Source organism: Pseudomonas sp. 2,4-D, assembly GCF_030418155.1.
Lineage (GTDB): Bacteria > Pseudomonadota > Gammaproteobacteria > Pseudomonadales > Pseudomonadaceae > Aquipseudomonas > Aquipseudomonas alloputida.
Map to the genome: position 1 here is coordinate 92,616 of NZ_JAUHUI010000001.1, position 17,437 is coordinate 110,052.

Here is a 17,437-nt window from a genome sequence, read left to right on the forward strand (position 1 = left end):
GCGTAGGACGAAGGAGCTACATGCCAGGAGGGTTTCAGCGGCAGTGTTTCTAGCGGGAATAGGGTATCCAAAGTCTGTTTGCTCGGATAACACTCTGAGTTGTCGCGGGTTTTCTTGTCGACAAGCTCGGTGGAATCCTTGTTGGCGTTCGGATAACTCAGGCAGTTGGATGACTTTGCGATGCCCTGTCCGCTTTCGACCCATATAGATCGTGATGCACGAAGATCTCTGCTCAAACGTCAGCTACTACTCTGATCTGAATGCATCCCGGCTACAGAGCGCAAAGACCAACTAGCGTCCCGAGGCACAGAGCTGAAGGCGGCGCGGTCAGGAATTGCGGCAGCACTTTTTCCAAAGTTTGGCTAAATGACCCTGCCTATCAGCTCTAATAGGCAGGGTTAGAAGTCAATCCGTCACTGCTTGCGAATGCCTACGATCGTCGCTGTGCCCCCATTCATTCGGAAATCGAAGCTGACCTTGTCGCCTACCTTGAGTCCCTTGAGTTGCTGCTCGGTAGCGCTGAAGCCCATGGTCATTGCCGGCCATTTCAGGGCTGATACTGGTCCATGCGCCAAGGTAACTTTACCTGGTTCCAAAGCTTTGATGGTTCCCTCAGCCGATGCAGTCGGAGCCGCCTGGCTGCCTTGGGTCTCGTTGCCTTCCATGGGCATATTCTTCATATCCGTGCCATACATGTCTTGGGCCTGCACCGCCGCCGCAACGGCGAACACCAGGCCAGCGCTGATCAGTAGCTTCTTCATCGGGTTACTCCTGTTTGGGGGTTATCGTGTACAGCGAGTCCGCGGCGCCTGACGAGCCAGTAAGCCGCAGGGATTACAAATAGTGAGAGCAAAGGCGCGGTGAGCATGCCGCCGACCATGGGTACAGCGATCCGGCTCATGACTTCGCTGCCGGTACCGCTACTCCAGAGGATTGGCATCAAGCCTGCGACGATCACTGCTACGGTCATGGCTTTGGGGCGGATGCGCTGCACGGCCCCTTCGCGGATAGCATCCAGAAGCGCAGGTTGCCCCTGCGTACCGTTGCCGTTTCGTTCAGTCCAGGCATTGTTGAGGTAGATCAGCATGATGACTCCAAACTCTGCTGCGACCCCAGCCAAGGCGATAAAACCGACACCCGTGGCCACCGACAGGTTGTAGCCCATCATGTACAGCAGCCATACGCCGCCGGTTAGCGCAAATGGCAAGGTAGCCATGATCAGCAGCGCTTCACCGAGGCGGCCAAACGTGAGGTAGAGAAGGACGAAAATAATGGCCAGCGTCGCCGGTACTACCCATGCTAAGCGCGCATTGGCGCGCTCCAGGTATTCGAACTGCCCGGAATAGCTCAAGCTTATGCCAGGATCGAGCTTCACCTGCTGATCGACTAGCCGGCGCAGGTCGGCAACGACGGAGGACAGGTCCCGTCTCCGCACGTCGATATACACCCAGCCCGAGGGGCGCGCGTTTTCACTCTTGAGCATGGGTGGACCGTCCGCAATACGCACCCGTGCCACGGTTCCCAGTGTGATTCGCCCCCCTTGGCTGGTGTAAATCGGTAGCTGCCGCAGGGCATCAACAGAGTCACGCCACTCCCGTGGGTACCGAACACTGATGGGATATCGCGCCAGGCCTTCTACGGTTTCGCCGATGTTTTCGCCCCCAACGGCGCCGGCAACAATCGCTTGGACATCAGCAATGTTCAGGCCGTAACGCGCTGCGAATTGGCGGTCGATATCCAGATCGATGTAGCGTCCACCGGTTAATCGCTCGGCGAGGGCGGAAGTCACCCCTGGAACCGTTTTGGCCACCTTCTCGATAGCCAGAGTCACCCGGTCGATCTCATTCAAATTGCTGCCGGCAACCTTTACGCCGATCGGGCTTTTGATACCGGTTGCGAGCATGTCGATACGGTTTCGAATCGGTGGGATCCAGATATTGGTTAGCCCAGGTACCTGCACGGTACGGTCCAGCTCTTCGATCAGCTTCTCAGTGGTCATCCCTGCTCGCCACTGATCCTTCGGTTTAAGTCGGACAGTCGTCTCGAACATCTCCAGCGGGGCCGGGTCGGTCGCTGATTCAGCCCGGCCCGCTTTACCGAAGACACTGGCGACCTCCGGTACCGTTCGGATCAGCCGGTCCGTACGTTGCAAAAGCTCAGAGGCTTTCTGCGCCGAAAGACCTGGCAGGGCAGTCGGCATGTACAGCAAATCGCCTTCATCCAGTGGCGGCAAGAATTCGCCGCCGAGCTGGCTCAGGGGCCAGACACTGCTGAGCAAAATCAACAGTGCACCCGCCAACGTGAGCTTTGGCCGGCGTAGAACGATCTCCAATGCTGGGCGATAGAGCCGTATCAGGGTTCGATTGAGTGGGTTGCGCTCTTCTGCCGGTAAACGACCCCGAATCCAGTACCCCATCAGCACGGGTACCAGGGTAACCGAAAGGCCCGCTGCTGCTGCCATTGCATAAGTCTTGGTGAATGCGAGGGGCGCAAACAGCCTTCCCTCCTGAGCCTGCAAGGTGAATACCGGTATGAAGGACAGCGTAATGATCATGAGGCTGAAGAACAGCGCAGGCCCGACCTCGACTGCTGCCTCAGTCATCACTTTCCAATGATCTTCGCCACGCAACGACTTTCCAGGGTGCCACGTATGCCAAGCCTCAACCCGTTTGTGCGCGTTCTCAATCATCACCACAGCGGCGTCCACCATCGCACCGATTGCAATGGCTATGCCCCCAAGCGACATGATGTTGGCGTTGATGCCCTGGTGGCGCATGACGATCAGGGCAATGAGGACACCAACCGGAAGCGAGACGATGGCGACCAACGATGAGCGCAGATGCCAAAGAAATGCAGCGCACACCAGTGCGACCACGATGAACTCTTCAATCAGCTTCTGGCTCAGATTTTCCACAGCACGATCGATCAACTGGCTACGGTCGTAGGTAGTGACCAGCTCGACCCCGGCAGGCAGGCTTTTTTCCAGCGATTCAAGCTTGGATTTGACGTGAGCGATGGCATCTTTCGCATTCTTGCCACTGCGCAGAATTACTACGCCGCCCACCGCTTCGCCCTGTCCATCAAGCTCGCCGATGCCGCGACGTGCCTCAGGGCCCAGCTGTACAGTGGCTACATCGCCCAGTGTTACGGGTATACCCTTCGCAGCCAGGCGCAGGGGAATGGCTCGGAAATCATCGAGTGACTTCAGATAGCCGGAAGCCCTTACCATGAACTCAGCTTCGCCTTGTTCGAGCACGCCGCCACCGGTTTCCTGATTGGCCTTGGCGATGGCGTCCGAAACCTCAACTTGAGTGATTCCCAAGCTGGCCATGCGCAGCGGATCGAGCACTACCTGGTACTGCTTGACCATCCCGCCTATCGTCGCCACTTCGGCAACGTCCGGAAGAGTTTTCAACTCGAAGCGCAGGAACCAGTCCTGAAGGCTGCGCAGCTGTGCCAGGTCATGGGTACCACTGCGGTCCACCAGCGCATACTGGTAGATCCAGCCTACACCAGTGGCATCGGGTCCGAGCACTGGCTTAGCGGACGCCGGTAATCGAGACTGAACCTGGCTTAGGTATTCGAGCACCCTGGACCGCGCCCAATAGAGATCTGTGCCGTCCTCAAACAACACATATACGAAGCTGTCTCCAAATGCTGAAAAGCCCCGCACTGTCTTGGCTCCGGGTACGGAAAGCATTGTGGTGGTCAGGGGATATGTCACCTGATTTTCCACGATCTGCGGTGCCTGCCCTGGGTAGGAGGTGCGGATAATCACCTGCACATCTGACAGGTCAGGCAACGCGTCGATCGGCAAACTGCGCAGAGAGAAAACGCCCCAAGCTACGGCAAACAGTGTTGCCAGCAGGACCAGGACGCGGTTGCCAACCGACCAACGAATCAGGTTCGCGATCATGGCTGGTTCTCCTGCTGGGTTATTTGCTCGATGACCATGCCTTCATCGCGCTCGCGCACTCCAAACCGGATGCGTTCGCCAACCTTGAGTCCGGCAATCAAGCGGGGATCTGCCACAGGGAAAGTCATCGTCATACCAGGCATGCCCAGCGTCACGAACGGTCCATGAGCGATGGTCAGCTGATTACCTTCTATTTGAACGATGCGCCCATTGGCCTGATGTAGAGCCGGCTGTACAGGTTGCGCAAGTGGAGCATCGCCAGCAGTAACGGCCTCGATACCTTTCAAGCTCGCTTCGGAGTCCAGCAGAAACTGCCCGGACGCCACAACGCGCTGGCCCGCCTGAAGGCCTCGCAGCACGACCACCTGGCCAGCACTTTCCTGGCCGAGCACTACTTCCACCGGCCGGAATCGACCTCCGTCTTCTGACACCATTACGAGATCGCGTTTCCCCGTCCGAATGATCGCCTCGGCTGGCACCAGTAGGCTGTCATCCTGTTGCCCGGACGGATGGAGGGAAACCTGCGCGGTCATGCCTGGGCGCAACCGGCCGCCGGGGTTGGGCAGTTCTATACGAAGCCGCAAGGTGCGGCTTTGCAGATCCGCATCAGCCAGCAATGCGGTCAGCTTGCCGGGAACAGGTTCGCCTGGGAACGCTGCCAGATTCGCCTGCACTGCCTGTCCTTCCTGTAGGCCTTGGGCTTGCGCTTCAGGTACTGCGGCCTCAAGCCAGACGTTCGCGATACCATTGATCTTCGCCAACGTTGCACCCGGTGTCATTGTCATGCCTGGCCGCAATTCCAGAGCCTGAAGGACGCCTGCTGTTGGGGCCAAGAGCGTTACCGAATTCTGGACCCTTCCCGTACGGTCAATCCGGTTGATAAGATCGGCAGGCATACCCGCCAGCAGTAGTCGTTGCCGAGCTGCAGCGCGCAATTCATTGTCCCCAGATCGCTGAAGCGCCAGGTACTCTTCCTGCAAGCCCGCCCATTCAGGCGTCAACACATCTGCCAATGGGGCGCCCTTGGCAACCACGTCGCCTGTAGCGCGGCCATAGGTGCGTTCGACGTAGCCACCGGTACGAGCCTGCAGAACGCTAAAATCCCGCTCATCGAAGGTAAGCACGCCGCTCACCTGGAGGGTTCGAGCAAGCTGCCCTTTCGCTACGGTAGCCAGACGGACCCCCAGGTTTTGTTGGAGCCCCTGTGAAACTTGAACTGCGGGGCTCACCTCAGCAGCGGTGCTTTCCTGGTACTTCGGCACCAGTGGCATGTCCATGAAGGGCGACTTGCCCGGTGCTGGAAAGTGCTGCTGGGGGTACATCGGGTCATACCAATACAGCACCTTCTGTAGCGTTTCAGGGGAGGCAGTGGACACCTGCCCACGCTTTGCTAGCTGATAGCCAACGCCACCGCCGATAGCCAACGCGGCCAATACCACAAGGCTGATAGTTGAATTTCTCATGCGCGCACCTCTCCATACGCGAAGTGCAGCCGTGCAGCTGTCGCGGCCAACTGTCCTTGCAGATCGATGTCTTGCAGTCGTGTTTCAACCCGCTGACGTCGAGCGGTGAGAACCTCACTTAAGGGTGATTTACCGGCTCGATAGTCAGCAAGGGCGAGGCGGACTCGATCCTCCGCTAGCGGTAACAATGTTTCACGGCTGCGCTGCACTGCTCGCTGCAATCGCTGGTAATCCGCAAGATCTGTCTCCAGCTGCGCTTTATGCTCACGCAATGCCGCTTCCTGTTCGTCCTCCAGTTGCCGGACTTGTGCGCGACGTGCCGCGATCATCGGGTCCTGCCGTGAGCCAGCGAACAAGGGCAGTTGGAAACTTACCTGCAGGCTCACCATATTGCTGAATTCAGGCCCGCGCCGCTGGTAATCCACCTGCCACCCCCAGTCCGACTTCTTTTCTGCCAAGGCTTGGTGCACTTGAGCTTGTGCTTCCCGCGTAAGGGCGTTGTAGGTCGCCAATTCTGGATGTGCATGTATAGCGTGTAGATAGTCCGGCGCGCTCACTGGCCAGCGCGGAAATGCTTGAGCTTGCGGATCAGCATCCTCTCCAATCCATCGCTTGAGTGCAGCCCGTGCCTGAGCGGCCTGTGTGAGCAGAACATCTTTTTGCTCATCGAGTTGCGCAGCTTCCTGGTCAGGAGCAAGTGCGTCGGCCGTCGCGCCGGTACCGCCGGCCAGGCGTGCGCGGATTGCTGCGGCCAACAGACGGTTTTCTTTGTAGAAGTCCTCAAACTGCTGCAGTTTCCGTTGAACGGTGTACGCCGCGACCCAAGCTTGGGCTGTGGCAGCACGCACTTTTAAGCGCTCGAACACCGCCTCTGCATCGGCTCGCTCAACGCTCGCTCGTGCCGTCTCAACTCGTGCCTCCCGCTTGTCCCGGTTTGGTACTTCCTGGGAGAGGCCGACAACCTGCATCGTCATGAAATCGCGGTTCATGCTCCAACGATCACTGCCGTCAACAGGAAGGTTCTGCACTCCTAGGTTGAGACGTGGATCAGGCAGCTCGCCTGCTGGGATCACAGCGTGTCGAGCGGCCGTCATTTGCTCTTGCCTGGCCTGGAGGATGGGGGCATTGCGTTCGGCAAGTTGAAGCGCTTCCTCCAGAGACAACGGTGTAGCCTGAGCCGGTAACGTCGACAACAGGCTGATCAGAGCGGCCAGACATGCCATCCCTAATCGGTAACGTGGGGGAGTCATGGAAATGATTCCTCAAAAAATCAGCGCGCAAGCGCATGCCATCATCCGGCTGCAAAACAGGACGATGGGGTGAATTTAAGAGGTAATCAGGCGCGGGGTGGCCGCCAAGGGTCAGGAGGCGCCCTGTTTACGAGGCTCACCGCATAGGTATCTACTGGCCTAGGCGCAGAATAGGTGAGCGTGGGGTTAATTATTTCGACCTGAACTGTGCTCGCGGTTCTACACTCCTGGCCCACTTTGCAGGCTTTGGAGTGGTCGGCAGCTGATCCTGGATCAGTATCCTGGCAACAATCGTGATCCATCCCCGCCATCATCTCCATCCCCATGGTTTGCATGGGGCATGGTTCAATGGCTGAGTCGACTCCCGCCATGCCGTTGAGAGGAAGCGATGCGATTAGAAGCAGGATGGTGAACAGTCGTAGGAGCCGGTTCATGATGGCCGAGTATAGGTTACACGCATGAAATGAGCATTAAGCCGTTTGAGGCTTGGAAGTGGATTGTTTGGCGTGCGGCAGAGCGATGTGAAAACTCGTCACGCCGTCAGCGGAGGTACACCAAATTCGCCCACCATGAGCCTCGATGATCGAACGCGTTATGGCCAGACCCAAGCCGGCGTTGCTTGGGCTTCCTTCCCGCCTTGCAGGGTCAGCGCGATAGAACCGGTCGAAGATTTTGTTGATATGTTCCGGATCAATCGTGGCCCCATTGTTCTGGACGGACAGGTTCACTTGATCAGCCGCCTCGACAATCCGGACGGCGATATCGTGGCCTTCGGGGGTATAGCGCAAAGCGTTGGATAGAATGTTGGAAACCGCCCGGTCAATCATTAGCCGGTCACCACGGATCGTACCTTCGCCTTGAAGGGCAAGCCGAATGCTTCGGTCTTCGGCTGCAAGCTGGTAGTACTCAATCAGTCTGGACACTAGCCCGACCAGATCGATATCAACCTGCTCGGGGATGATCAAGCCGTTATCAGCTTTTGCCAGGAACAGCATGTCATCGATCATGCGCGACATGCGCTTGAGGTCTTCAAGATTGGAGTAGAGGTTGTCTTCGTAGGCATCGAGGTCGCGTTTTTTGGTCAGAACGACTTCGGTATGCGTCAGAAGATTACTTACCGGAGTCCGCAGCTCATGTGCGATGTCGGCTGAGAAGTTTGATAGCCGGACGAACGCGTCTTCCAGGCGTGCAAGCATTCCGTTGAAGGAGAGGATCAGCTCCTGCAATTCAAGCGGCACGGGCTCCAATGGAATTCGCTCGCGAAGGGACCGGGCAGACATGGATGTCGCCACCTTGGTGATCTGCCCAACCGGCCGAAGACCGCTCTTGGCCACGATCCACCCCAATCCTGCACTAACCAGAGCGCTGATGACCAAGCCAATGCCGAACCACCATTGCAGCGTCTTGAAAAAGTGGGCATGGCTGGTGACATCCAGCATCAACATGACTGTTACCGGCGCCTGCGCCTGCGCTATAGCCAGTTGAGAGGTAATCCCCCGGAAGTTCCGCGAGTCGATTTGCCAGTCCCAAACGGCGCCAGAAGAGGCCTGCTTAAAGCGCTCAGGGATGCGGGATGCCTTGGAGTCCGAGAACAGGACAGTACCGTCAGCATCAAGAATCTCCGCAGAAAGGTCCTGATGAGCCCCCAACAAAGCACGCAGTTGAGGCTCCTGATCCTCAAGTTCATCACGTGCTGCTGAAAGTGAAAGGATGTGCCGGGTGGATTCGAGTTTCTCGGCCAGGGCTTGCTCATCCAGCATCTGGAAATGGTGCTGACTGAGCATGTAGAAGCTCACGCCGGCAACGACCAATACGGCGATGACCGCGAACATGAACATGAGGGTAAGGCGTTTAACGAGCGACGATTGGGCGCGCATTACTCGGGAACATCCATCAGATAGCCCATGCCACGAACTGTATGTATGAGCTTGGGGGCGAAATCGTCATCAATCTTGGCCCGCAACCTACGAACAGCAACCTCGATCACGTTAGTGTCGCTGTCGAAGTTCATATCCCACACCTGCGATGCGATCAGGGACTTCGGCAGTACCTCGCCGCGTCGGCGCATGAGTAGTTCCAGTAAGGAGAACTCCTTGGCTGTGAGGTCGATCCGCTTGCCATTTCGGGTGGCCCGGCGCTTAAGCAGGTCTACCTCCAGGTCAGCCATCTTCATAGTGGTCTGAGCATAGCCACTGCTGCCTCTTCGCAGCAAAGTGCGCACACGCGCTAGCAGTTCCGAGAATGCAAAGGGTTTGACCAGGTAATCGTCAGCCCCGAGTTCTAACCCTTTCACGCGATCGTCCACGCCATCACGGGCCGTCAAAAACAAGACTGGGACCTCTTTCCCTGCCGCACGTACCATCCGCAGCACCTCCCAGCCGTCTAGCCCCGGCATCATTACATCAAGAATCAGCAGGTCATACGCCTCGCTCAAAGCGTATTGCAGCGCGTCGGTCCCTGTGACCACACGATCGACGGTAAAGCCTGCCTCCGTCAGCCCTTGCTGCAGGTAGGCCCCGATTTTTGGCTCATCTTCGGCTACGAGTAATTTCATCTGCTGCGCCCCCTTGGATGCCCTTCAGTGTGCAGCAAAAAAGGCACCCAACCAGAAGCTGACGGAAAAGTAATGTCGGGCTCAGCTTGCTGACAGTGCCGGGTAGCTAGCTTGAGCACTGTGAACGGCGCCAATCAGGCGAAACTGACCCTTAGAGGAAACGCAAATGAACATGATCAAAGCGATTGTGATGGTAGTCACCTTCGGCATGGCGAGCCTCGCCCTGGCTGAAGGCGGCGCGGATCGCACCTTCGCCAGGATGGAAGCTGCACGTGCATCTTCCATGCAGGCTTACCAGGTTGCTCAGGAGAAAAAAGCAGAGGCTCCTGTTACCGCCCAAAGCCAAAAGCACCCCGGCCACGAGAGCTGCTGAGCTTAGCTTACAGAAATGTAATCACCCCGGAATCTGAACTATGTCAGCTTTCGGGGTATTGCCTCCCGCAATCCTTGTGCTTTGGCGAAAGTCTACGAGGCTTGGGGGAGCTCAATTGAAACCAGATGGCTGCGGATCCCGCAGTCTGGATATCAGCGATCTACCTGATTGGACGCAACGGCATGCAAAGCAAAACCACGAGACGTTCATTCGTCAAAGGCCTGGCTGCTACCGGACTACTGGGTGGGCTGGGCATGTGGCGCGCGCCGGTCTGGGCCGTAACCAGCCCTGGCCAGCCTAACGTACTGACCGGCACCGATTTTGACCTGTACATCGGGGAGCTCCCGGTGAACATTACCGGGGCAGCTCGAACGGCGATGGCCATCAACGGTTCGCTGCCAGGACCAATACTCCGTTGGCGCGAAGGCGACACGGTCACGCTACGGGTTCGCAACCGCTTGAAGCAGGACACGTCCATCCACTGGCACGGCATCATCCTGCCGGCGAATATGGACGGCGTGCCGGGTCTAAGCTTCCATGGCATCGCTCCCGACGGCATGTACGAGTACAAGTTCAAGGTCCACCAGAACGGCACCTACTGGTACCACAGCCATTCGGGCTTCCAGGAGCAGGTCGGTGTTTACGGTGCGCTGGTGATTGATGCCAAGGATCCAGAGCCTTTCACCTACGATCGTGACTATGTCGTCATGCTGAGTGATTGGACCGACGAAGACCCGGCGCGGGTTATGTCCAAGCTCAAAAAACAGTCGGACTATTACAACTTCCACAAGCGCACCGTTGGCGACTTCGTCGACGACGTGAGCGAGAAAGGTTGGTCTGCTGCTGTGGCCGATCGAAAGATGTGGGCCGAGATGAAGATGAGCCCAACCGATCTCGCTGACGTGAGCGGGCACACCTACACCTACCTCATGAACGGCCAGGCGCCAAATGGGAACTGGACGGGAATCTTCAAGCCAGGGGAGAAAATCCGGCTTCGCTTTATCAATGGCTCGGCGATGACCTATTTCGACGTGCGGATCCCCGGCTTGAAAATGACGGTTGTCGCAGCCGACGGTCAGTACGTTAAGCCAGTGTCGATCGATGAATTCCGGATTGCCGTTGCTGAAACCTACGATGTCATTGTCGAGCCTGAAAACGAGCAGGCTTACACCATCTTTGCTCAATCCATGGATCGCACCGGCTATTCAAGGGGTACCTTGGCTGTCCGTGAGGGCCTGCAGGCACCGGTGCCGGCTGTAGATCCAAGGCCTCTCATCTCCATGAGTGATATGGGGATGGACCACGGCAGCATGGGTGGCATGGATCACGGCAGCATGGCCGGTATGGACCACAGCAAGATGGCTGGCATGGACCACGGCAGCATGGCCGGTATGGACCATAGCAAGATGGCTGGCATGGACCACGGCAGCATGGCCGGTATGGACCATAGCAAGATGGCTGGCATGGACCACGGCAACATGACCGGTATGGACCAAAGCAATATGGCCGCCAGCGGTGCCATGCAGAACCATCCCGCCTCCGAAACAAACAACCCTCTGGTCGATATGCAGACCATGACCCCTACGCCAAAGCTGAGCGATCCGGGGATCGGGCTTCGCGATAACGGGCGTCGGGTTCTCACGTATTCGGATTTGCGTAGCACCTTCATCGACCCTGACGGCCGGGAACCTGGCCGGACAATCGAACTGCACCTTACCGGGCATATGGAAAAGTTCGCTTGGTCCTTCGATGGGATCAAGTTTTCTGACGCAGAGCCGCTGCGGCTCAAGTACGGCGAGCGCCTGCGTATTACCTTGGTCAACGACACCATGATGACTCACCCCATCCATCTGCACGGCATGTGGAGTGACCTGGAGGATGAGGACGGCAATTTCATGGTGCGAAAACACACGATCGATATGCCGCCTGGCTCGAAACGAAGCTATCGCGTAACCGCAGATGCACTCGGGCGCTGGGCCTATCACTGTCACCTCATGTACCACATGGAGATGGGCATGTTCCGAGAAGTCCGCGTGGACGAATGAACTGGAGATACGAGATGAGCAAACCAATGAAACGAAGCGCCTTTTTCCTCTCTGCCGCGATGGTTGGCCTGCTCGCGGTGTACGCCCCGTCTTCCTGGTCCAGTGACAACCATGATCAGCACTCTCAAAAGTCGTCCAACGCGGCGCAATCGAACGGCTCGAAGAGCAAGCAAGCCCAGGGCATGAACCATGAAGGCATGGATCACGGCTCCATGAAAGGCATGGATCATGGCTCTATGGAGGGCATGGATCATGGTTCCATGGAAGGAATGGATCACAGCAAAATGATGGAATCGCATGGCAGCGACAAAGCTAAGGCAGGGAAAAATGGCCAATAGCGTTGCACGACCATCGCTGCTGGCATTCGCCGTTTCTTTAGGTGTGCTGGGCGTTTCGCCCAGCTTCGCCGCTGAAATGGATCATTCCGGAATGGACCACTCGGCAATGGGCCACGGTGCCATGCAGATGGACCACGCCTCATCACAGGCTGCGATGCCGGGCATGGACCACAGCCAGATGGGCGCGAGCAAGCAACCCACGCAACCTGCACCCGTTGATCACAGCAAAATGGGCCATGGCCAGCCCAAAGCGAAACCCGCCTCGATGGACCACAGCAAGATGGACCATGGAAGCATGAAAGGCATGGATCACGGGTCCATGGAAGGCATGGATCATGGCGCGATGGGTCATTCCACGATGGGAAACGGGAACGCTGATTCGCCGACCCCGACCAGCCGTACGCCAATCCCGGTGCTGACTGATGCCGACCGGCAGGCTGCCTTCCCCCCGCTTGACGGGCACAAAATGGATGACAGCGGGTTCAACAGCTTTTTCTTGCTAGACCAACTGGAATACCAAGATGCCGATGAAGGTAGCACGCTTGCTTGGGATGCATCCGGCTGGGTGGGCGGCGATATCAATAGGCTCTGGATTCGCTCGGAAGGTGAACGAACCAATGGTGTGACTGAAGATGCTGAGCTGCAGCTCCTCTATGGCCGCTCGGTAAGCCCGTGGTGGGATGTTGTCGCCGGCGTCCGGCAGGATTTCAAACCGGAGGATCCGCAGACCTGGGCTGCGTTCGGTATTCAGGGCCTGGCCCTGTATGACTTCGAAGCTGAAGCCACCGCCTTTATCGGCGAGAACGGTCAAACCGCTGCCCGTCTGGAGGGCGAGTACGACATCTTGCTAACCAATCGTTTAATTCTTCAGCCAACCGCTGAGGCCAACTTTTATGGCAAGAACGACCCGGAACGCGGCGTCGGCTCTGGCCTGGCAAACACCGAAGTCGGGCTGCGGTTACGGTACGAGATTGTTCGCCAGTTCGCGCCATACATAGGTGTCACCTGGAGCCGTTCCTACGGCAAAACCGCCGATTTCATTCGGGATGAAGGCGGGGACGTGGACGAAGCTCGTTTTGTGGCCGGTATTCGGATGTGGTTTTGAGAACTCAACATGAAAAAAACAATTACAACGCTGGTGGCGGCAGGTGCTGTTACTAGCGCAGCAGTGCTAGGTGCTGCTTACTTCGGTCTCGTGAACGTTGGTGCGGACGACCCACACTTCCCCGCTGTGCATGCGTTTTTGGCCATGGCGCGGGATCGCTCGATTGAAGTCCGAGCAAGCGACATTGAGGTGCCAAACCTTAAAGATCCTGCTCTCATCCAAGCAGGGGCAGGCAACTACAACGCCATGTGTATCGGTTGCCACCTCGCGCCAGGGGTGGAGAAAACTGAACTCAGCCAAGCCCTATACCCATCCCCACCAAACCTCACCGAGATAGGTGTAAGCGGTGACCCTGCTGCTGCGTTTTGGACCATCAAGCACGGTATCAAAGCGACAGGCATGCCAGCCTGGGGTAAGAGCATGGACGACCAGTACATCTGGGGAATCGTCGCGTTCCTGGACCAGCTACCGCAACTCAATGCTGAGCAGTACCAGATGATGGTCGCTTCCAGTGGTGGTCACCAACATGGCGGTGGCGAAAGCGATATGCATAACCATGAAGGCCAACACGGTGGTGCGAAATCAGGTCATGGAAATCATGATGATTCCGCAGCAAACGGCGTGGCTGAGGAAAGTCATGATCATGGCAGTTCGCATTCGGAGTCTTCATCAGTAGCGGAGCACCACGGTGAACACGAGTCCGGCGAGGCGCACTCGGACCACCACACAGGTTCTACTCCCAAAACCCATGTGCACAAAGACGGGAAGGAGCACACTCATGACAAGTAAGCGCCGCTTCCTCGGTTTAAGTACCGCAGCGTCACTTCTAATCGCCTCAGCCGCCTTTGCTGCGGAGCCCCTGACTATCGATGTGCACCGGGACGCTAATTGCGGTTGCTGTAAGAAATGGATAGCGCACTTGGAGGCAAACGGCTTCAAGGTCGTCGACCACGTTGAAACGGACATGAGGGCGGTGAAGCAAGAGCTAGGAGTAGCTCCGAGGCTGGCTTCGTGTCACACCGCGGTTATCGATGGCAAGTTTGTGGAAGGTCACGTCCCCGCAGCCCAGGTGCAGGAGCTCATAAAGCGCAACGACCTGGCAGGCGTCGCGGTACCTGGCATGCCCGCTGGCTCACCAGGTATGGAGGTTGATGGCATGAAACACGCCTATCAAGTCATCGGCCTCACCAAGAGTGGGGACGATCAAGTAGTTGCCAGTTATCCTGACACGTAATGCAAGATGCCCCGGGGGAAGGGCTTCTGCCGGCCAGCCGACCAGCTGCAGCGCTGGTCGTGGTCAGCTTACTCCAAGACTTACCCTGTCCCTTCGGTCAGTTTTGACCTCTACAGTTAATTCCAGCAGAGCGATATTCGAGGATTTTCAACTCACCTGTTGAGTCCTCGTAATTCATCTGTGTCGGCATCACGTCGCAGCTACCTTTGAGCGAAGTCATACTGATAACTCTCGCCACATCCAGTTTCATTCCGTAGCGATAATGGATCACTTCAGGTGGTTTTTTTCCATTGGCAGCGGCGTAGGCACGCATTGCTTGCTCATTTGCCTGAATCATCTTTCCGTGTAAGCGATCAGATCCTCCTTCAGCTAAAGCGGATGAGGAGGCGATTACGAGCATGAGGGCGGCAATGCTTTTAGCGGTGTTCATTTCTGTTACTCCATGAAGACATGAGTGAAGCTTACCGACTGGGAGCTGTCATCCACGTGATCCAGGAATTACATGTTTGTAAGCAGGCTATCGATAATGATGGCTCTGAATACACGTGAAAGCCGCGTCGTTTCAGGCTGCGACAGTTTTAATTCTCTAGCGAATCAGTCTGAACCGGCGTTTTGGGTGATTGCGACAGTTTTGCGTTTCCTCTCCAAATGGCTGCAGGCCGCGAAAGACGGGACCCTCTAGCGACAGTTTTAATTCTCTAAATCCACCACCCGCAGAAAATTTCGTCACGCCCCAGAATGGGAATTTGCATTCGGGGCGCACCACGATTCATCTCGTGCCAGAAGCCGCCTGCAGTGCAATCAATTGGCGAGCCAAGACTCGACTACCTCAGCGCCATACTCGTTTTTCCAGGCCTTAAGCGTACGCTGATTACCACCCTTGGTCTCAACAACCTCTCCGCTGTGTGGATTCTTGTAGACCTTCACTTCGCGTGGTTTCCGAGAGGTTTTTGGGGCCATATCAGTGGAAGCCACCGCTTGCGGATCGAGGATCAGCACCACTTGGCGCAGGCCGTAGCCATACTCGTTGAGCAAACTGCGCAGCTTCGTTTCAAATTCCATTTCCTGCTTCAGGGCAGAGTCATTTTTCAGCGCTTCCAGCTCCGCCAGTTGGGCTGCGAGCTGTTGTTCGAGCAGGCGGAATTCAGCGAGACGGGACATAAGATTCTCCAAAATGGGTTCGATGATTTTAGCAATCAAGAAAGAAAGCGTGCTAACTATCTTGATCCCACATGCCTGAATCGGCAATCACGAGGCTGAGCGATCGGTGTGGATAAAAACGTGATGGCTTCAGGATCGTCGATCTGGGCGGCTTCACTTGCGAGGTAATCGATCAGCTTTTTGCTTCTTACCCAAACGTACTGCCGGCAAGCCGCGTTTGGAATGGATGGCCCCGCAACGGGGCGAAACCTGGCCTCCCAAAGGTGCTTGAACGCCTCCCTGGTCGACTTCCCCAAATACACCGCAATCTCCGGTCCCAAGATATAGCCACGCCTGAATCTGTCGATGGCTTGAGGCTTAACCATCAATTGCGTACGCCGGCCTCGTTCGACAGCAGTGCTCCATAGCAGACCCAGTCGAACGAACGCGTATGCGCATTGTTCTTTGACGCCTAACAGCGCAGCAGCCTTGACTACCGACAGGCCGGGAAAGACCGGACTCTTGTTCTCAGCTCGGGCTTGTTGCCACGCTGCAAAATCTTGCGGCTTGAGTAACCACGCCCCTACCGCAACCGAGCCATTCTCAGCTGGGCCGTAAGCGCGAAGTTCACCTGCACGTATTGCCTGAACCAACTCGACCAACCCACCCCCCTTGGGCAGAGAATGCTTGGCCAAGTAGTTGATCGACACCAGGCTCTGGTCAGAGCTGGTAGGCAGCTTCTCATCAATCAATTCGTTGATCGAGCGGCAGTCAATCAGCCACCTTTCGCCTGGGCGCGGTTCTCCACCAAAGAACTGGAGGGTACCACCAGCTAGCAGCTGCCTAACCCGATTGCGACAGAGGCTTAGCAAAGTCGAGGTTTCTTTCATATCAGCCACGCCCTGGAGATGCTGCGAGATTGCCTTCAAATGATCCAGGTCCACGACCGTAAAGACTCGATCTTCATGGACCTTCTCCCGATAGGCGATTTGTCCCTCCTGATGAAGGCGTTTTATGACTGATACCCCGAGACCACAAGCTTCAGCAGCAGAATCGAACGACACCCAACGATGTCTCTCAATCGTCTCCTCACTCAAATTGCGATTTCGCTTCGCTAACGGTGCTTCCCACGCATGCTGCAGAAATGATTCGAACTCTCGACGAAGAAAGTCAAAACAAGAGTCATCCAGATCACGGTGGATGTCGTGGTATATCGGGCCGAACGATCTGCTGAGCGTCCAATGTTCGTTATCGGAATGGACTGCCTTGAGGCCACTCAGCAGTTCTCTGAATGCGAGAGGCCAGTTCATGAGAACCACGCCCGCCGCGTTTGCCATAAGCCGCGATATCTCTAGCGAACCCGAATCAGCAACCTTCAGCGGCTGGGTTCTTTCCGTAGGCAAACTTCTGACAGCGAGACGCGATGACAACTCGTGAAACTGTTCGTAGGTGAGGGCCGCCAATCCCGCGTCAGCTGGCAACGAGTCGGCGTAAAACCTATCTTCAAAGCCAGAGGTGAGCCAGGCGGCCGTATCACTCGCCGGCGCGATCTCAAAATTGGTCCCACTCAATGAGGTGCCACACGCTTGGCAACTATTCGCACTCATTGCGCTTGGATCGGTTTCCTTCAGACAGTTGGGGCACCGCCCGTGGAGTTCAGTGCCGTGGACAGAACACGTCGTAACCAGGGTCAAGCCCCAGCTTTCTCTCCAATAACCGGCTTCGCCCAAACAGATCGGACAGTAACGAGCGTGATGAGTCGTCCATAACTTGACCCCCTTGGGCCTTGGATCACGAAACTCAGCAGATACCGCAGGCCAGCTCAGTGGTCCTTCCATCATCTGCAGCCAGTCCGCAACATCGGTCTCGTCGGCTCGTGCAAAGGCGGTGAGCAGTTCCTTTCTGGGTAATCCGTTGGCTTTCGCCAGGCGCTGCAGGTACCCCAAAAGACTTTCGTCTTGGTGTGGTCGTGGGTTGATTAAAAGACCAAACATTCCTACACATCCATGAAATCGAAGA

At 56.7% G+C, this 17,437-nt stretch carries 15 protein-coding genes and 1 pseudogene; 6 read left to right on the top strand and 10 right to left on the bottom strand.

The features are described 5' to 3' along the window. Positions 1-32 precede the first annotated feature (32 nt). The 7 genes and pseudogenes from QYE47_RS00480 to QYE47_RS00515 form a co-directional block, all read right to left on the bottom strand. Positions 33-182 (bottom strand): annotated as a pseudogene (locus QYE47_RS00480) (polyamine ABC transporter substrate-binding protein); the annotation flags it as partial. Between the two features lie 231 nt (positions 183-413). Then, the gene (locus QYE47_RS00485; protein WP_011953092.1) at positions 414-761 is read right to left on the bottom strand and encodes a copper-binding protein; all 348 of its coding nucleotides are present in this window, start codon (positions 759-761) and stop codon (positions 414-416) included. After that, positions 758-3,916, bottom strand: a complete 3,159-nt coding sequence (locus QYE47_RS00490; RefSeq protein ID WP_011953091.1) for an efflux RND transporter permease subunit — start codon at positions 3,914-3,916, stop codon at positions 758-760. Before QYE47_RS00490 ends, QYE47_RS00485 begins: the two co-directional genes overlap by 4 nt. After that, positions 3,913-5,379 (bottom strand): efflux RND transporter periplasmic adaptor subunit, encoded by a 1,467-nt coding sequence (locus tag QYE47_RS00495; protein ID WP_011953090.1) that lies wholly within the window; start codon positions 5,377-5,379, stop codon positions 3,913-3,915. Before QYE47_RS00495 ends, QYE47_RS00490 begins: the two co-directional genes overlap by 4 nt. Beyond that, on the bottom strand, positions 5,376-6,629 hold the full coding sequence (locus QYE47_RS00500) for a TolC family protein (RefSeq protein WP_011953089.1): 1,254 nt from the start codon (positions 6,627-6,629) through the stop codon (positions 5,376-5,378). The genes QYE47_RS00495 and QYE47_RS00500 overlap by 4 nt, the downstream gene beginning before the upstream one ends. A gap of 470 nt (positions 6,630-7,099) precedes the next feature. Next, positions 7,100-8,506 carry a heavy metal sensor histidine kinase gene (locus QYE47_RS00510; RefSeq protein WP_011953087.1) on the bottom strand — a complete coding sequence of 469 codons (1,407 nt, stop codon included), beginning with the start codon at positions 8,504-8,506 and terminating at the stop codon, positions 7,100-7,102. Beyond that, on the bottom strand, positions 8,506-9,183 hold the full coding sequence (locus QYE47_RS00515) for a heavy metal response regulator transcription factor (RefSeq protein WP_011953086.1): 678 nt from the start codon (positions 9,181-9,183) through the stop codon (positions 8,506-8,508). Before QYE47_RS00515 ends, QYE47_RS00510 begins: the two co-directional genes overlap by 1 nt. Positions 9,184-9,349: 166 nt before the next feature. On the opposite strand from QYE47_RS00515, the gene QYE47_RS00520 reads away from it, so the two are divergent. The 6 genes from QYE47_RS00520 (at position 9,350) to QYE47_RS00545 (ending at position 14,278) form a co-directional block, all read left to right on the top strand. After that, positions 9,350-9,556, top strand: coding sequence for a co-regulatory protein PtrA N-terminal domain-containing protein (locus QYE47_RS00520; protein ID WP_011953085.1), 207 nt, complete (start codon positions 9,350-9,352; stop codon positions 9,554-9,556). Between the two features lie 182 nt (positions 9,557-9,738). Beyond that, the gene (locus QYE47_RS00525; protein WP_031314465.1) at positions 9,739-11,601 is read left to right on the top strand and encodes a copper resistance system multicopper oxidase; all 1,863 of its coding nucleotides are present in this window, start codon (positions 9,739-9,741) and stop codon (positions 11,599-11,601) included. Between the two features lie 14 nt (positions 11,602-11,615). Then, complete coding sequence (locus tag QYE47_RS00530; RefSeq protein WP_012269845.1) at positions 11,616-11,939, top strand: hypothetical protein; 324 nt, start codon at positions 11,616-11,618, stop codon at positions 11,937-11,939. Then, a complete protein-coding gene (locus QYE47_RS00535) occupies positions 11,929-13,044 on the top strand; it encodes a copper resistance protein B (protein WP_011953082.1) in 1,116 nt (371 codons plus the stop codon). The genes QYE47_RS00530 and QYE47_RS00535 overlap by 11 nt, the downstream gene beginning before the upstream one ends. 9 nt (positions 13,045-13,053) lie before the next feature. Next, a complete protein-coding gene (locus QYE47_RS00540) occupies positions 13,054-13,833 on the top strand; it encodes a cytochrome c (protein ID WP_011953081.1) in 780 nt (259 codons plus the stop codon). Continuing rightward, positions 13,823-14,278 carry a DUF411 domain-containing protein gene (locus QYE47_RS00545; protein ID WP_011953080.1) on the top strand — a complete coding sequence of 152 codons (456 nt, stop codon included), beginning with the start codon at positions 13,823-13,825 and terminating at the stop codon, positions 14,276-14,278. Before QYE47_RS00540 ends, QYE47_RS00545 begins: the two co-directional genes overlap by 11 nt. A 97-nt stretch (positions 14,279-14,375) precedes the next feature. Here QYE47_RS00545 and QYE47_RS00550 read toward each other — a convergent pair whose 3' ends face one another. From QYE47_RS00550 to QYE47_RS00560, 3 genes are all read right to left on the bottom strand, one after another. After that, positions 14,376-14,708, bottom strand: coding sequence for a DUF2790 domain-containing protein (locus QYE47_RS00550; RefSeq protein ID WP_011953079.1), 333 nt, complete (start codon positions 14,706-14,708; stop codon positions 14,376-14,378). Positions 14,709-15,079: 371 nt separating this feature from the next. Then, entirely contained in the window at positions 15,080-15,439 is a 360-nt protein-coding gene (locus QYE47_RS00555) for a histone-like nucleoid-structuring protein, MvaT/MvaU family (RefSeq protein WP_010951431.1), read from the bottom strand. A gap of 56 nt (positions 15,440-15,495) precedes the next feature. Then, on the bottom strand, positions 15,496-17,412 hold the full coding sequence (locus QYE47_RS00560) for a TniQ family protein (protein ID WP_010951430.1): 1,917 nt from the start codon (positions 17,410-17,412) through the stop codon (positions 15,496-15,498). Positions 17,413-17,437 lie beyond the last annotated feature (25 nt).

Coding starts and splice junctions, on each gene's coding strand:
- QYE47_RS00550 (WP_011953079.1), bottom strand. CDS start 14,708: ATGAACACCGCTAAAAGCATTGCCGCCCTCATGCTCGTAATCGCCTCC.
- QYE47_RS00485 (WP_011953092.1), bottom strand. CDS start 761: ATGAAGAAGCTACTGATCAGCGCTGGCCTGGTGTTCGCCGTTGCGGCG.
- QYE47_RS00515 (WP_011953086.1), bottom strand. CDS start 9,183: ATGAAATTACTCGTAGCCGAAGATGAGCCAAAAATCGGGGCCTACCTG.
- QYE47_RS00510 (WP_011953087.1), bottom strand. CDS start 8,506: ATGCGCGCCCAATCGTCGCTCGTTAAACGCCTTACCCTCATGTTCATG.
- QYE47_RS00540 (WP_011953081.1), top strand. CDS start 13,054: ATGAAAAAAACAATTACAACGCTGGTGGCGGCAGGTGCTGTTACTAGC.
- QYE47_RS00490 (WP_011953091.1), bottom strand. CDS start 3,916: ATGATCGCGAACCTGATTCGTTGGTCGGTTGGCAACCGCGTCCTGGTC.
- QYE47_RS00535 (WP_011953082.1), top strand. CDS start 11,929: ATGGCCAATAGCGTTGCACGACCATCGCTGCTGGCATTCGCCGTTTCT.
- QYE47_RS00500 (WP_011953089.1), bottom strand. CDS start 6,629: ATGACTCCCCCACGTTACCGATTAGGGATGGCATGTCTGGCCGCTCTG.
- QYE47_RS00520 (WP_011953085.1), top strand. CDS start 9,350: ATGAACATGATCAAAGCGATTGTGATGGTAGTCACCTTCGGCATGGCG.
- QYE47_RS00560 (WP_010951430.1), bottom strand. CDS start 17,412: ATGTTTGGTCTTTTAATCAACCCACGACCACACCAAGACGAAAGTCTT.
- QYE47_RS00530 (WP_012269845.1), top strand. CDS start 11,616: ATGAGCAAACCAATGAAACGAAGCGCCTTTTTCCTCTCTGCCGCGATG.
- QYE47_RS00495 (WP_011953090.1), bottom strand. CDS start 5,379: ATGAGAAATTCAACTATCAGCCTTGTGGTATTGGCCGCGTTGGCTATC.
- QYE47_RS00555 (WP_010951431.1), bottom strand. CDS start 15,439: ATGTCCCGTCTCGCTGAATTCCGCCTGCTCGAACAACAGCTCGCAGCC.
- QYE47_RS00525 (WP_031314465.1), top strand. CDS start 9,739: ATGCAAAGCAAAACCACGAGACGTTCATTCGTCAAAGGCCTGGCTGCT.
- QYE47_RS00545 (WP_011953080.1), top strand. CDS start 13,823: ATGACAAGTAAGCGCCGCTTCCTCGGTTTAAGTACCGCAGCGTCACTT.